Below are 14,499 nucleotides of genomic sequence, written 5' to 3'. Positions count from 1 at the left end.
TTTTCCCTCTCAAGAAATCAGTTTTTCCAGATCATCGAGGGATAGACGTTTGAGGGCCTCCAGGGATTTAGCCAATTCATCCTGAACGGGCGACATTTCGACGCGCAAGGCTTCGATCCGTTTGCAAAACGCTTGCAGGGTGTCGGCTTCGAACAGTTCCTTGAGCGGCACCTTGTCGCCCATACGCTCCTTGATCCGCGTGACCACCAGCGTGGCCAGCAACGAGTGCCCGCCGAGCTGGAAGAAGTTGTCCGCCAGCCCCACGCGCTCGACCTCGAGCACTTCCTGCCAGACCGTCGCCACCTCCCACTGCAAGTCGGTCTGCGGCGCCTCGTACTGCTGCGTTGCTGGACTCTCGCCCAAGGCCATCAGCGCCTTGCGATCAAGCTTGCCGTTCGGAGTCAGCGGCACCGCCTCGATCAGATGCAGATGGCCCGGCACCATGTGCGCCGGCAATCGGCTGGCCAACGCTACACGCAGGCGTTCGGCCAATAACACGCGATCACTCACCGGCTGCGCCGCCACGACGTAGCCATGCAGGTGTTTGCCTGCCGCGCCATCCTGCGCCAGAACCACCGCTTCGCGAACCTCGTCCTGCTCCAGCAACCGCGCTTCGATTTCGCTGAGCTCGATGCGGAAACCACGGATCTTCACCTGATGATCGGCCCGCCCGATGTACTCGATATTGCCGTCACGGCTCTGGCGCACCAGATCGCCGCTGCGGTATAGCCGTTCACCGTTGCTGGCGTACGGATTGGGTACAAAGCGCTCGGCAGTCAACGCGGCTTGCAGCAGATAGCCGCGCGTCACGCCGGCACCGCCCAGGTAAAGTTCAGCGGCGGCACCGGCTGGCAGCACTTGCAACTGACTGTCGAGCAGGTAAGCCACGGTGTTGTCCAGCGGTCGGCCAATGTTCGCCTGACCCTGCGCGGTACGCAGGGTAAAGGTCGAATACGTGGTGTCTTCCGATGGGCCGTACAGGTCGTAGACTTGCTGCACCGAGGTCGTCGCGTACAGCGTGTCCACCAGACTCTGCTTCAACGGTTCACCGGCAAGGTTGATCGTGGCCACCGAAGTCGGGATCTGCCCGGCCCGTTGCAACGCGGCAATCGCCGACGGCACCGTATTGATCAGCGTGACGCGCTCGCGCGCCGGCAGATCGGCCAGCGCAAGGGCGTTGTCCGCCAGCACCATGCAGCCACCGCAAGCCAGCGTGACGAAGATCTCCCAGACCGACAGGTCGAAGCAGATCGAGGTCGAAGCCAGAACGCCGCGCAGTTGCTCGGCGCGGTACTGGCCAGCTGACCACTGAATCAGCGCCGAGAGGTTGGCGTGGCTGATCGCTACGCCCTTGGGCTTGCCGGTGGAACCCGAGGTGTAAATCACATACGCCAGATTCTGCCCGCTGATACTTGCCACCGGCGCTGTCGACGGATACCCGGCCAGCCACTGCGCGCCCTCCTCGACCAACAGCACTTGAGCCTTCAGCCCCGACGGCAACATCGCCTGCGCGGCAGGCTCGGTCAGCAGCACGGCGGCGCGGCTGTCCTCAAGCATGTGCAGCAAACGCTCCTGTGGATAATCCGGGTCGAGTGGCACGTAGGCACCGCCGGCCTTGAGGATCGCCAGCAGGCCGACCAGCATGTCCGGCGTGCGACGCATGCACACGCCGACCCGCACTTCCGGGCCGACACCCAGCGCTTGCAGCTTGTGCGCCAGTCGATTGGCTTGCAGATCGAGGCTGCGGTAGTCGATCTGCTGTTCGCCGAAAACGATGGCCGTAGCGTCCGCCTGCTGCTGCACCTGCGCCGCGATGTGTTCCAGCACGGTGCGCGAATCCGCCGCGCTGACCGGCGCCTGGCCCCAGTTGATCGCTTGCTGGCGCTGCGGCTCTGCCAACAGTTGCAGCGCACCCAACGGTTGCGTGGCATCGTCGAGGAACTGGGCCAGCAGACCTACAAGCTGCTGACTCAGGCCAACGATGGTCGGTGCGTCGAAACAGCTTTGATCGTAACTGACCCCAAGGCTCAGCTCGCGACCGGTGACCGCCACCAGCGTCAGCGGGTAGTTGGTCTGCTCCTGACGGCGAATATCCGAGAACACCAGACCGGTGGCCGGCCCTTGCTCCAGCGCTTCGGCCATCGGGTAGTTTTCGAACACCAGAATGCTGTCGAACAACGCGCCCGCACCCAGCCCGCCCCAACGCTGAATATCGTACAGCGGCGTGTGCTCGTGCTCGCGCAGTGCCAGATTGAGACCCTGCACCTGCTGCAACCAGTGCTCGACCGCAAGCTCGGCGGACGGCGCCGCGACCACCGGCAAGGTGTTGATGAACAGGCCGATCTGCTGCTCCACGCCAGGCAAATCGGTCGGCCGGCCGGCGACGGTCGCGCCGAACGCCACGCAGTCCTGACCGGTGTAACGCTGCAACAGCACCAGCCACGCTGCTTGCACCAATGTGTTGAGCGTGACTTTCTGCTCGCGGGCGAAGCGGTTCAACTCAGACGTCAGCGCTGCGCTGAACACGTGCTGGTGATCGGCATAACCGCTTGCGCCGCCGGCCTGCATCGGCAAGGCACTGGCCAGGCGCGTCGGTTCTTCGAGATCACTCAGTGCCTGGGTCCAGAACTGCCGACTGGCTGCCTGATCGCGCTGACCGAGCCATTCAATGTAATCGCGATAACGTCCCTGAGCGGTGGCCGGCGTGATACCGGCATAGCGTTGCAGAACTTCGCCGAACAACTGCGAAGTACTCCAGCCATCCATAAGAATGTGGTGACAGGTGTAGATCAGGTGATAACCGACGTCATCGCTACGCACCAGCGACACCCGCAACAGCGGCGCGCCGGTCAAGTCGAAGCCGTTGGCCAGATCGTCATTGGCCAGCTGTGTCAGCGCCGTATCGAGATCGCTGCGGCCGCGCCAGTCGTGGACACTCCACGGCATCTGCACGGTGTTGCGCACCACTTGCACCGGCGCCGCCGCATCGCTCGGCCAGACAAACGCGGTGCGCAAAATGTCATGGGCTTCGAGCGTCTGCTGCCAGGCCTGACGGAAGCGCTCAGGCTGCAAATGCTGCACATCGACGCGCAATTGATTGGTGTACGCCGGGCTGTCGGGGTCGTTGAGGCTGTGGAACAAGATGCCTTGCTGCATCGGCGACAACGGGTACACGTCAGTGATGTCGCGTGCCGCTATCGGCAGTGCCGAAAGCTGCGCCTGAGTCAGGCTCACCAGATTGAAATCGGACGGCGTGACAGCCGCTTCGCCACTGTCGCAGCAATGCTCGATCAGACGTTCCAGTTCGACACGATAAGCATCGGCCAGCGCCTGCACCGTGTCGGCGCGGTACATGCCCGCGCCGAACGTCCAGGTCAATTCCAGCTCGCCGCCGTACACCTGACCGTCAATGCTCAACCAGTTACCCAGCGGCGCCGCAACATCCTGAGTATCCCCGGCGCTCTCGGCGGCCGGCACGAACAACGCACCGTCGGCCGCGCTGAATGCACCGTCGAACTGCCCCAGATAGTTGAAGGTCACCCGTGGCGGCGCCAATGCGCGCAACTCTTCGGCGCCGGTCAGGTAGCGCAGCACGCCGTAACCAATGCCTTTGCCCGGCACGGCGCGCAGTTGCTCCTTGATCGCGCACAGCGAGGCGCCAGGCGCGGCCGCCGGCGTCAGACGCACCGGGAACAAGCTGCTGAACCAGCCCACCGTGCGGCTCAGATCGACGTCGTCGAACAGGTCTTCACGGCCATGCCCTTCGAGCTGGATCAGCACCGAAGGCTGCTGGCTCCAGTCGCACAACACCCGCGCCAGCGCTGTCAGCAACAGGTCGTTGATCTGGGTGCGGTAAGCGGCCGGGGCGACTTTGAGCAACTTGTGCGTGCAGGCCTGACTCAAGCGCGAACTGACGCGGGCGGCGTGCGCGCGGGCTTGCAGGTCCACGGCGAAATCACGCGGCAACTCGGCGTGGTCCGCGCTCAGGGTCTGCAGCCAATACTCACGTTTGCCACCCGGCACATCACTCTGCCCGTAGCGGTGCAGGTGTTCGGCCCAGCTCTGCAGCGAACTGCTTTTGCCCGGCAAGGCAAGCGCCCTGCCCGCTGCGAGCGTGCGGTAAGCCAGTTGCAAGTCTTCCAGCAGGATGCGCCAAGACACGCCGTCGACCACCAGATGATGAATGACCAGCAGCAAGCGCTGTTCGCCGTCCGGCAGCGTCGCCAGCACCGCGCGCATTAGCCGGCCGTGTTGCAGATCAAGACTGCGCTGGGCTTCGTTGGCCAGCGCGCTCAGTTGGGCGCTGTCCTGAAGCTCGCGTACCCACAGCAGCTCGGGGTCACGCTGACTCTCAAACGCAGCCTGCCAGCTCGCACCGGATAGCTGGAAGTTCAGGGACAACGCGTCGTGGTGTTCGATCACGGCCAACAGCGCCGCGTGCAAATGCCCGGCATCCAGCACGCTCTGCGGCTGCAACAGGACCGACTGGTTCCAGTGCTGACGCTGCGCAATCGGCGTTTCAAAAAAGCGTGCCTGAATCGGCAGCAGCGGCAGATTACCGCTGACTTTCTGCGCCACAGCAGCCGCCGACGGTTTGGCCTCGATCAACTTGGCGACTGCAGCCAATTGGCCGACGGTCTGTTTCTCGAACAATTGCTTGGGGCTGAGCTTGATGCCCTGGCGCTTGGCCCGGGCGATGATTTGCAGGCTCAGAATCGAATCGCCGCCGAGCTCGAAGAAGTTATCCGTGCTGCCCACGCGCTCAAGCTTGAGCACGTCGGCCCAGATCGCTGCGAGTTTTACCTCGACCTCGCCGACCGGCGCCACGAAACGCTGGGTCACCACACCCGGCACCGGCAAGGCGCGCTTGTCCAGTTTACCGTTGGCGGTCAGCGGCAGTTGTTCGAGCAGGACGAGCTGCGCCGGCACCATGTAATCCGGCAGACAGGCTTTCAGTTGCTCGCGCAGGCTTTCGGCCTTGAGCGCCACACCCGGCGCCGGCACGATCCACGCCAGCAGTTGCAGACGCGCCGGATCATCATCCAATGGCAGCGCGAGCACTGCCGCTTCGCTGACGCCCTCCAGCCCGAGCAACACCCGCGCGACTTCCGCCGGCTCCACGCGATATCCGCGAACCTTGACCTGATCGTCGGCGCGGCCGATGAATTCCAGCGCCTGCTGGCGATTGCGCCGCACCCGGTCACCGCTGCGATAGACCCGCGCACCGGCGCTACCGTAAGGGTCCGGCACGAAGCGCTCGGCGGTCAGGCCCGGCTGGCCCAGATAACCCAGCGCGACGCTGGCGCCGCCGATGTACAACTCTCCCGCGACCTGATCGGCCACGCTGTTCAGCACGTCGTCGAGCACATACACATGCGCGCCCGTCAATGGCGTGCCGACTGGCACACTGCGGGCATCCGCCGGCAACCCGCCAACGTCATGCGCCAGCACGCCGACCGTGGTTTCGCTCGGGCCGTAATGGTTGATGATCCCGCAACCCGGTTTCAGTTGCTGCACCCGCGCCACCAACGCTGGCGGACAGGCCTCGCCGCCGACGATCAGTACCTGCCCGGGCAACACATCGGCTGGCCGCGACGCCTGCAACAACGCCGCCAGATGTCCCGGAACAATTTTCAGCATGCCCACCCGATGCTCGGCCATGTACTCGGCAAAACGGTCCGGATCAAAACCCAGTTCCTCCGGCAACACGTGCAGCAATCGACCGGAGCACAACGCCCCGAACAGCACGGTGAAGCCCAGATCCGCCGCGATGGTCGAGACCAGCGCCATGCTGGCGTCGGCTGCCGGTTCGAGACGCTCGAGCACCCCGCGCACATAGCTGCCGAGCGCACCATGGCTGACCAGCACACCCTTCGGTTGGCCGGTGGAACCGGAGGTATGAATCACATAGGCCGGCGACTGTGCCGACACGCTCAAGTCAGGCGCAGATGACGGCTGCTGATGCCATTGCTGCGCATCGAACACCACGCCCTGACAACCGGCGACCGCCAGTTGCTCAACTCGCGCATCGCCCGCGGCGCAGAGCAATACGCCAGCCTTGGCGCTGGTCACCATCTGCTGCAAACGCGCGGTCGGTGCCTTGACGTCCAGCGGCATATACACCGCACCGGCCTTGAAGATCCCGAGTACGCACGTCAGCCAGTCCAGCGAGCGCTCCATCAGCACCGCCACCGGCTGACCGTCGCTTACACCCAGCGCCCGCAAATGCTGTGCGAGGCGATTGGCCGCCTGATCCAGCGCCTGAAAACTCACACTCGCGCTGAGGTCGCGGGCTGCCAATGCATCCGGTTGCCGCGCGACTTCACGCGCCCAGTGCTGCAATACCGACAATGCCGGCGCGCAAGGTGCGGCCAGTGCGCTCGGCACAACGGTGGCTACGCTGTGCAACGGAGCCTGCGGCGCTTTCAGCAGCTCACCCAGCAATTCGAGCAAGGCCGGAACAAAGCCCTCGACGGTCGAGTGCCGGTAGAGGTCGCTGGCGTAAGTCATCTGCCCGTGAATCAGCGCGCCGTCGTCGGTGATGTCGAGTGCCAGATCGAAATGCGTGCCGTCTTTGCCCAGCGGATATTCCGCCACGCTCAGGCCCGGCAGCGCCATCGCACGCTGCTTCTGCATGCCGACGTTCTGGTTGAACTTGGCCTGAAACAACGGGTTGTGCCCCAGCGTGCGCTCGGCCACCAACTCGTCCACCAGTTGCTCGAACGGCAGCTCCTGATGCGCCTGGGCGCCAAACGCGGCTTCACGCACTTTGGCCAGCAAATCCTCGAAGCTGCCGCGCTCATCCACCTCGCAGCGCAGCACTTGCGTGTTGACGAAGAAGCCGATCAGCCCCTCGACCTCGGCGCGCCCACGGTTGGCGTTGGGCACGCCGACACGAATATCACGCTGCCCGGCCTGACGCGACAGGAACAGCGAGAACCCGGCCAGCACCAGCATGAACAGGCTGATGCCCTGCGCGCGGGCGAACCCGTGGAGCTGGCGCGACAGTTCGGCACCGAAGTCGAAGCTCAGCGTCTGGCCTTCGAAGCTTTGCGTCAGGGGTCGGGCAAAGTCCGGCGCGACTTCCAGCAGCGGGTGTTCCTCGCCCAGTTGCTGACGCCAGTAATCGAGTTGACGCTCACCCTCGCCGGCCTCCAGCCAGCGTCGTTGCCAGATGGCGTAGTCGGCGTATTGCAAGGCCAGCGCGGGGAGTTGCGGCTCGCGCTCAAGACTGAAAGCCTGATAGCACTGCACGAATTCCTTGACCATCACGTCCATCGACCAGCCGTCGGAGACGATGTGATGCATGCTCACCACCAGCACGAATTCGTCGTCGGCCAGGCAAAACAGGCTGGCACGCAGCAACGGACCGTGGCGCAGATCGAACGGCTGCGCCGTGACTGCCTGCACCTGTTGCGCCAACACCGCTTCGCGATCCTCGGCAGCAACATCCGATAAATCGATCCGCGCCAGCGGTACGCTCTGCTGCTCAAGCAGCACCTGATGCGGCTGATCGCCGTCGGTTTGGAACACTGTGCGCAGCACTTCATGACGCGCCACCAGATGATCGAACGAGCGGCTCAGCGCCGACTCATCCAGCCGCCCTTTCAAGCGCAGGCCGGCAGCCATGTTGTACGCCGCGCTTTGCGGCTCGAGCTGCCAGAGAAACAGCAGCCGCTGCTGAGCGAACGACAACGGGATCTGCGCGCAATCGTGACGACTGACCGGCAAAGGCAGCAGGCTGAAATCCTTGCCCTCTGCGCGCAGTCTGGCCAGAAACAGCCGACGCTGTTCAAGCGGCAAGCCGACGAATCTCTTAGCGATGCGCTCCGCCATAGTGCCGTTCATACTTCTTCTCCTTCCAAAGCATTCATGAACAGATCCATATCGGACCAGTCGTCATCCGTTGCATGTTCAGCCAACTGCGCCACCGCCTCGGCCAGATCGCCGAGCAGCGGTTTTTCAAACAGATTGCGCAGCGGCAACACCACGCCCAGTTGCACCTTGATCCGGCCGATCACCTGAGCCGCAAGCAGCGAGTGCCCGCCCAGCTCGAAAAAGTGGTCGTCCAGACCGACTCGCTCGACCTGCAACACATCCATCCAGATCTGCGCCACGCATTGCTCGACTGCCGATTGCGGGGCGCGGTAATCAACCTGCAATTGCGCTGCATCCGGCGCTGGCAAGGCCTTGCGATCGAGCTTGCCGCTCGGCGTCAGGGGTAATTGCGCCAACAGCAGCAAATGCCCCGGCACCATGTAGTCCGGCAGACTGGCTTGCAGCGCCGTCCTGACTTGCTGGCGGAACGCAGCCTGGCTGGTACCGCTGGCGAGGATCGCTGGCTCGGCCACCAGATACCCCACCAATTGCACGCTGCCGTTGAGCGGCAAGGCCAGCACCACGGCTTCGCGGACGCCGGGGCACTGCTGAAGGCGCGCTTCGATCTCACCCAACTCAATGCGGAAACCGCGAATTTTCACCTGATGATCCACCCGCCCGATGTACTCCACCGCACCATCGGCGCGCAGCCGCGCCCGGTCACCGGTGCGGTACAGACGCTCACCGTTGGCGAACGGGTCGGCTATGAAACGTTCGGCGCTGAGCTGCGGTTGCCGGTGATAACCGCGCGCCAGGCCCGGCCCACCGATGTACAGCTCGCCCACCGCGCCTTGCGGCAGCAGGTTCAAGTGATCGTCCAGCACATACAGACGGCGCGCATCCAGACCATGGCCGATCGGAATACCGCGCCACGACACCGCTTGCGCGGTCAGTGCCGAACAATCGTGAATCGTCGACACGACCGTCGCCTCGGTTGGCCCATAGGTATTGAGCAGGCGCACATGACCGAGGCCGGCCAGTTGCCAGAGCCGCAGACCGTCGACCGCCATCGCCTCACCGCCGACATGAATCTGACGCAAGGCGCCGAAACCGGCCGGTGGGTTGGCGGCGTATTCCTGCACCAGCCAATACCAGTACGCGGCCGGCAAGTCCGCCAGAGTGATGCGCTGATCGATGATCACCTGATGCAGCGTCGCGCTGTCCCACAGCCGCGCGTCGCGCAGCACCACGCAGGCACCGTGGCACAGCGGCGGGAAGAACTGCTCGACGAAACCGTCGAAACTGCTGGTGGCGAACTGCAACACCCGATCACCTTCACGCAGATCGCTGTAGTCGATGGCGCGGGCGATGAATTCGCTCAGCGCGCCGTGACTGACCGCCACGCCTTTGGGGCGCCCGGTCGAGCCGGAGGTGTAGATCACATACGCGAGGTTCTGCGGCTCGACCAGGTCTGGCAGATTGTCCGTGGCCGCGCTCTCGGGCAGGCGATCCAGGCAGAGCGTCTGTACCCCTTCGAGCGTCGGCAGATCGGCAAGGGTTCGACTGTCGGTCAGCAGCAGCTTCAGGCCGCTGTCATCGAGCACATGACGCAGGCGCTCGCTCGGGGTTTGCGGGTCCAGCGGCACATAAGCGCCGCCGGCCTTGAGCACGGCGAGCAACGCCACAGCCAGTTCCAGCGAGCGCCCCAGCGCCACGCCGACCAGCACGTCCGGACCGACACCGTGGGCGCGCAGTTGATGGGCCAGACGATTGCTGCGGCGGTTCAGCTCGGCATAAGCCAGCGCCGGTGACGGTTCGCTCGCGAGGACCACCGCCGAGGCCTCGGGGGTGCGTGCCACCTGTGCTTCAAACAATGCCTGCACGCTGGCCAGTCGCGGCGCCGGCGCAGTGTTGTGGATCAACCCGTCACGCTCGGCGGCGTCCAGCATCGACACCTCGCCGATCAGCTGTTGCGGATCACGGCACACTGACGCCAGCACGTTGCGCCAGTGCCCGGCCAATGCGGCAATGGTTGATTCGTCGAAAATATCGGTGGCGTAGGTGAACGCGGCGAACAGCTGCTCGCCTTCCTCGCGGGTGTCGAGCATCAGGTCGCTGGTGGCTGCGTGCTGGCGGCCACTGCCGGCCAGTTGTTGCTCGGTCAGATAGCCGACCTGCAACCCTGATTCGAGCTGCGCCTGCTGCAGGTCGGTAACCAGCGGCTGATGATTGAACATCACCTGGAACAGCGGATTATGGCTCTGGCTGCGGGCCGGTTGCAGTGCTTCGATCAAGGCGTCGAAGGGTAGATCCTGATGGGCCTGAGCGCCCAGCGCGGACTGGCGCAGGCTGTGCAACAGCTCGGTGAAAGGTGTTTGCGCCGTGACTTCACTGCGCAGGATTTGCGTGTTGACGAAAAAGCCGATCAAGCCTTCGGTTTCACTGCGGGTGCGGTTGGCGATCAGGCCGCCGACGCGAATGTCGGTCTGGCCACTGTAGCGATGCAGCAAGGTCTTGAACGCGGCCAGCAGCACCACGAACAGGGTCACGCCCGAACGCTGCGCGAGGCTTTTTAGCGCCTGACGCAGATTGGCGTCGATCACTGTTTCCAGACGCGCGCCACGGTGGCTGGCCTGCGCCGGATAGGCGCGATCCGTGGGCAGCTCAAGCACCGGATGCTCTTCGCCCAACTGGCTGCGCCAGTAATCGAGCTGGCGATCACGCTCGCCGGCTTCCAGCCAACTGCGCTGCCACAGCGCGTAATCACGATAATGCACGCTCAGCTCCGGCAATTGCGCCTGGCGCCCCGCGACCAGCGCATCGTAGGTGCGCATGAATTCATCGATGAGAATGTTCATCGACCAGCCGTCGGCAATGATGTGGTGCAACGTCAGCAGCAGCACATGTTCCTGATCCGCCAGCCGCAACAACCGCAGGCTGAGCAACGGGCCGTGTTGCAGATCGAAGGCTTGCGTGGCCTCGGCCATCATGTGCTGTTGCGCGAGCGGCCAGCGCTGATCTTCGGGCACAGCGCGCAGATCGGTCACGCTCAGTTGCAGTGGCGCAGGTTCGGCTACGCGCTGAAAGGCGCGCTCGCCGTCCTCACCGAATGTCGTGCGCAGGCACTCGTGCCGCGCCGCCAGCAGGCTGAACGCCTGCTCCAGCGCCTCGGGCTGCAACGGGCCATTCAGGCGCACGGCCATCGGCAGATTGTAGGCCGCGCTTTGCGGGTCCATTTGCCAGAGAAACCACATCCGCTGCTGCGCATACGACAAGCCGTCACGCTCGGCGGACCCGACGCAGGCAGTCATGGGCAGTTGCGCAAAATTGATCCCTTCACGGGCCATGCCGGCGAGAAACAAACGGCGTTTGTCCTGCGGCAATTCGATAAAGCGACGGGCGAGTTTCTGTGCGTCTGCGGCATTCATGCATTGAGTCCTTGCTGATCGGCGGCGTGACCGGGAGACCCGGCCGTATCAACAAGAACGAATGACAAACCCGATGATTTAGCGGTGCCAGGCAATACCCGGCAGACGGCCGTCAGGTGCGCCGCACAAACGCCGAAGCCGGTACACGACCGGCTTCGGTAAAACCCCGCTCACAATCGAGGCGGCGGCTCAACGCACGTCTTGCGAGTGCCCTTCGGCCATCGCGACGATGACTTTGCGCGGCCCTTCGAACGGTGCACGGGCATGCGCCGACAACATATTGTCGAGCATCAGCACATCGCCCACCTGCCACGGGAAACTGATCGCGCAGTCGTCGAGCACCGCGCGAATCTGCGCGAGCACCTCATCCTCGATTGGCGAGCCATCGCCGTAATACACGTTACGCGGCAGGTCCTCTTCGTCGACGATGTCCAGCAGGCTTTCGCGCACTTCTGCCTGCAAATTGGAGATGTGGAACAGGTGCGCCTGGTTGAACCAGACCATGTCCCCGGTGACCGGGTGCCGGGCCACGGCCTGACAGGTCTGGCGGGTGCGCAGCTCACCGTCATCCTTCCACTCGCAGACAATGCCGTGCGCCTGACAATAGGCCTCGACCTCCGCCTGATCCTCGGTGTTGAACACATCTTCCCAGGCCACATCCAGCCCGTTGCCGAAGTTGCGCACGTACATCAGACCTTTGTTGACGAAGCGCTCGCGGATCGCTTGCGGGATCCGGCGATACACTTCGCGACTGTCGGCAATCGGCGTCTCGCCGCCCGACTTCGCGGCGATCATGCTGTAGAACCAGATCTTCATCGGCCAGTCCCGCGAGTAGGCCTGCTCGTTGTGCAGCGGAATACTCTGGTGCGCCGGGTATTCGGTGGAGGTGTAAACGCCTTGGGTGACGTTGGTACGCGGGGTGGAACCAAACTCGTAGTTCAACAGCGGATGACCGAAGCTGGCGGCAAACTGGCGGAACGCTTCGGCGCCATCCAGGCGGAAACCGCGAAACAACACGCCACCGTCGCGCAGCAGATGCTCATCGACCAGTTCCTTCAACTCATCGAACACCGCCAGCAGCTCGGTGTCCGGCTCGCGCGCCTCCACCAACAGTGGCAAACGACCCCGTTGCGGCAACAACGGGCGGACAGAAAATCGCTCAGCAACAGGCATGACTGGCCTCCTCAAAACACTCGATAGGTGCACCGCGCGTTAATACGCCGGCGTCGCCGACTGCGCATGGCGCCGGTGATGGACTTCCAGTTGGCTCTTGATGGTCTTGATCACCCGGGCTTCATGTTCATGAATGAAGAAGTGGCCGCCGGTCATCATGTCCACCGAGAAACTGCCGAGAGTCTCTTTGCTCCAGCCGATCAGTTGTTCGGTGGTCGCGCGATCTTCCTTGCCGCCCAGTACATGTACCGGGCAGTTGAGCAACGGCCGCTGCACCGGGCTGAAGCGCCCGCACATCATGAAATCGGCGCGCAGCACCGGCAGCGTCAGACTCATCAGTTCCTGGTTAGCCAGCACTTCTTCGCTGGTGCCCTGAAAGGTGCGTAGCTGTTCGATCAATTCCTCGTCGCTGCGGGCCTCGGAAAAACCTCGGTCATAGTCGCTGCGCATGCTCGGGGCAGCCGTGCCGGAAGCGAACAGCGCCACCGGCTCCGGCGCGCCGAGATCGCGAAAGGCGTGCGCCAGTTCACAGGCGAGCAGCGCGCCCAGGCTATGCCCGAACAGTGCGTAGGGCGCCTGCAACGAAGGTTTATGCTCTTTTGCCAATTGCCGGGCCAGGGCCCGCATGTCGATCTGCAGGGGTTCGTCATAGCGCGCGCCGCGCCCCGGCAATTCCACCGGTTGCAAGTGCAACCACGACGGCAGATGACGCCGCCAGCGGCTGTAGACCATGGCGCTGGCGCCCGAATAGGGCAGGCACAGCAGTGTCAGCTTTGTCACCGCGTTTACCTCAATGGAGTTATCTGTAAAAGAGAACGTATGAGGTATGAGCGGAATTAGTCTGCGGACAGATCACTTCAAGTGGCGAAAGCTCTGCACCGCAGAGCCAAGCACCACCGCGCCCGCGCCAATCGCCAGCCAGAATCCGCTGCGCGCACCGAACGCATCCACCAGCCAGCCGGAACCCGCCGCGCCGACGGCCACGCCGATGCTCAAACCGGTCACGAGCCAGGTCAGGCCCTCGGTGAGTTTGGCCGGTGGCACGATGCGTTCGATCAACGCCATGGCCACGATCAAGGTCGGCGAGAAGAACAGCCCGGAGATGAACACTGCCAGTGACAACCCCAGGATGTTGGTGGCCAACAATAGCGGCAACGTCGTTACCGCCGTCGCCACCCCGCCGTATAGAAACAGACGCGGCAGCGGCAATTTCGAACGCATCGCACCAAACGCGATCCCGGCCATGCACGAGCCGATAGCGTAAACCGACAACACAATGCTCGCCGCTGCCGGTTGCCCTTGGTGCTGGGCAAACGCAACGCTGACCACATCCACCACGCCAACAATCACGCCCATGGCGATCATCAACAGCAACAGCCATTGCACATCCGTCGAACGAATGATCGAACCCTGATGCTGCAACTCGTGTGGATGCACCGGCGGCTCGCTGCTGCGCTGAGCGACAAACGCTGTGACGCCAATCGCCAGCATCACCAGTGCCGCCAACGGCCCGGCCTCGGGAAACGCCACCACACACAAGCCGACCGACAGCGGCGGGCCGACGATAAAGCAGACTTCGTCGAGCACCGATTCCAGCGCATAGGCAGTCTGCAATTGCGGCTGGCCGCGATAGATTTCGGTCCAGCGCGCGCGGACCATCGCCGACATGCTCGGCATGCACCCGGCCAGCGCCGCGCAGATAAACAGGGTCCAGGTCGGCGCCTGCAAACGCGTGCACAGCAGCAACAGCAGCAGCGCCCCGCCACCGATCAACGCCGACACCGGCAGCACGCGCCCCTGACCGTAACGGTCGACCAGCCGCGACACCTGCGGCGCGCAAAACGCGGTGGACAAAGCGAACGTCGCCGCCACGGCACCCGCCAATCCATAGCCGCCATGCAACTGCGCGAGCATGGTGATCAGGCCGATCCCGGTCATGGAAATCGGCATGCGCGCGATCATTCCGGCCAGCACAAAAGCGCGGGCGCCGGGGGCATTGAACAATTCGCGATACGGGTTTGCCATGGTTGCTGCCTCATCAAGGGCCGCCAAGTTGCCATAAAGGTTGGCGGGCCGGGAA

At 63.8% G+C, this 14,499-nt stretch carries 5 protein-coding genes; all 5 read right to left on the bottom strand.

Going from position 1 to position 14,499, the window contains the following annotated elements:
* Positions 1 to 9: 9 nt before the first annotated feature.
* The gene (locus tag ACP7BN_RS15830; RefSeq protein WP_426205166.1) at positions 10 to 7,848 is read right to left on the bottom strand and encodes an amino acid adenylation domain-containing protein; all 7,839 of its coding nucleotides are present in this window, start codon (positions 7,846 to 7,848) and stop codon (positions 10 to 12) included.
* The gene (locus ACP7BN_RS15825) at positions 7,845 to 11,246 is read right to left on the bottom strand and encodes an amino acid adenylation domain-containing protein (protein ID WP_426205165.1); all 3,402 of its coding nucleotides are present in this window, start codon (positions 11,244 to 11,246) and stop codon (positions 7,845 to 7,847) included. The genes ACP7BN_RS15830 and ACP7BN_RS15825 overlap by 4 nt, the downstream gene beginning before the upstream one ends.
* Positions 11,247 to 11,435: 189 nt before the next feature.
* Positions 11,436 to 12,419, bottom strand: a complete 984-nt coding sequence (locus ACP7BN_RS15820; RefSeq protein WP_426205164.1) for a TauD/TfdA family dioxygenase — start codon at positions 12,417 to 12,419, stop codon at positions 11,436 to 11,438.
* A gap of 39 nt (positions 12,420 to 12,458) precedes the next feature.
* Positions 12,459 to 13,199 (bottom strand): thioesterase II family protein, encoded by a 741-nt coding sequence (locus tag ACP7BN_RS15815; RefSeq protein WP_426205163.1) that lies wholly within the window; start codon positions 13,197 to 13,199, stop codon positions 12,459 to 12,461.
* A gap of 72 nt (positions 13,200 to 13,271) precedes the next feature.
* Positions 13,272 to 14,444 (bottom strand): MFS transporter, encoded by a 1,173-nt coding sequence (locus tag ACP7BN_RS15810; protein WP_426205162.1) that lies wholly within the window; start codon positions 14,442 to 14,444, stop codon positions 13,272 to 13,274.
* Positions 14,445 to 14,499: the final 55 nt, after the last annotated feature.

The organism is Pseudomonas sp. TWP3-1, assembly GCF_049896625.1.
Classification (GTDB): Bacteria; Pseudomonadota; Gammaproteobacteria; order Pseudomonadales; family Pseudomonadaceae; genus Aquipseudomonas.
The sequence above is the reverse complement of the archived record's forward strand: the minus strand, read 5'-3'. Positions and strand labels throughout refer to the sequence as shown.

Bases quoted from the DNA above. Each gene is read 5' to 3' on its own strand.
- ACP7BN_RS15825 (WP_426205165.1), bottom strand. From the start codon at position 11,246: ATGAATGCCGCAGACGCACAGAAACTCGCCCGTCGCTTTATCGAATTG.
- ACP7BN_RS15830 (WP_426205166.1), bottom strand. From the start codon at position 7,848: ATGAACGGCACTATGGCGGAGCGCATCGCTAAGAGATTCGTCGGCTTG.
- ACP7BN_RS15810 (WP_426205162.1), bottom strand. From the start codon at position 14,444: ATGGCAAACCCGTATCGCGAATTGTTCAATGCCCCCGGCGCCCGCGCT.
- ACP7BN_RS15820 (WP_426205164.1), bottom strand. From the start codon at position 12,419: ATGCCTGTTGCTGAGCGATTTTCTGTCCGCCCGTTGTTGCCGCAACGG.